The following is a 1,442-nucleotide window of genomic DNA, read 5'->3' on the forward strand; positions in this document are numbered from 1 at the left end:
TTGAACTGACCCCCAGAAGTTGGACGGTCACGATTCCGCCGATCAGGCGGTGCTTCTCAGCCGGTAGTCGACCGGGCTGAGTCCCTGCAATCCGAGCTTGATGCGCTCGTGGTTGTAGTAGTGGATGTAATCATGCACGCCCGCTTCGAGCGCATCAATGCTGTCGGGCGCAGCAAGATGGAAATACTCGGCCTTCAACGTGCCGAAGAAGCTCTCAATCGCCGCGTTGTCGAAGCAGTTGCCCTTACGGCTCATGCTTTGCTTGACCCCTCGTCTCGCGAGCATCGCTCGATAGGGCTTCATCTTGTAGTGCCAGCCCTGGTCCGAGTGAACGACCAGTTCGGTGGTGCACCTGATCCGCGATAGCGCTGTCTGAAGTGTGCTGGAAACCAGCTCGAAGACGGGGCGCCTTGCCATACGGTGCGCGATGATCTCTCCGTTGTAGAGGTCCATACAGGCCGACAGATAGAGCTTGTGGCCATTCACACTGAACTCGGTGACGTCCGTCGCCCATTTCCGGTTCGGAGCGGTTGCGCAAAAGTCGCGTTGCAAAACGTTGGGCACGTGCTCATCGCTTATGCCCAGCACTTGTCGGGAGCGCTTCTTCGCCCGGATCATCGCTCGCAGTCCCATCTTCTGCATCAGACGCTGCACGCACTTGTGGTTGACTGGTTTTTCGAGCGAGTTGCACAGCGCCGCCGTGATCCGCCTGTAGCCGTAGCGGCCCTTGTGCTCGTCGTAGACAGCACGGATCCTGGTCTTCAGGGTGCTTTGCTGGTCGGCGCGCTGGGTCGCCTGGCACTGGTAGTAAAACGTGCTGCGTGCCAAGCCTGCAGCTTGCAGCAGATCCGTCAATTTGTGATGTCGCCTCAACCCGGCAATCAGACGCGCCTTGTCGGCGCAGCTGATCTCTTCGACCGGATCAAGGCTTGTAATTTTTTTAGGTACGCGACCTCCGCGCGCAGTCGCTCATTCTCTTCGCGCAGGGCCTGCGTCGAATCGGTGGCAGCCGTGTTTGCCGGCGGTGGGCAGCGTCGTTCCGGCTTCATGCTGGGACGCCCTTGTTTTCTGCCATCGAGGGCCTGCACGCCACCTTGGTCAAGATTGCGTCGCCAGACCACCACTTGGTTGGGATTGCGAATGTCATAGACCGCCGCTACTTGGCGGCTCGAAAGCTGTTCACGGTCCTGGTGAGCCAGCACCTGTAACTTGAACTGCGCACTGTAAGCGCTGCGCTTGGGGCGTAACCCGTCAATGCCGTGGAGGCGATAGCGGCTCACCCAGGTGCGGATCTTTTCCTCGGGCAACGACCAACGCCGGGCCAGCAACTTCGCTCCGCCCTCGCCAGCTAAAAAGCTCTCGACGACCTTGAGCTTGAACTCCGCTTCGTACTTCTTCATGAAACCCCTTGAAGTTCGTCCAACTTCTGGGGTCAGTTCAGA

The 1,442-nt window shown here is 59.1% G+C and carries 1 protein-coding gene; it reads right to left on the bottom strand.

The features are described from left to right. Positions 1–42 precede the first annotated feature (42 nt). A protein-coding gene (locus FB547_RS33235; RefSeq protein WP_145747842.1) for an IS3 family transposase occupies positions 43–1,400 on the bottom strand; the annotation gives its coding sequence in 2 pieces (ribosomal slippage) (positions 43–900 and positions 903–1,400; 1,356 coding nt in all). Positions 1,401–1,442: the final 42 nt, after the last annotated feature.

This window comes from Variovorax beijingensis, assembly GCF_007828835.1.
GTDB lineage: Bacteria > Pseudomonadota > Gammaproteobacteria > Burkholderiales > Burkholderiaceae_C > Variovorax > Variovorax beijingensis_A.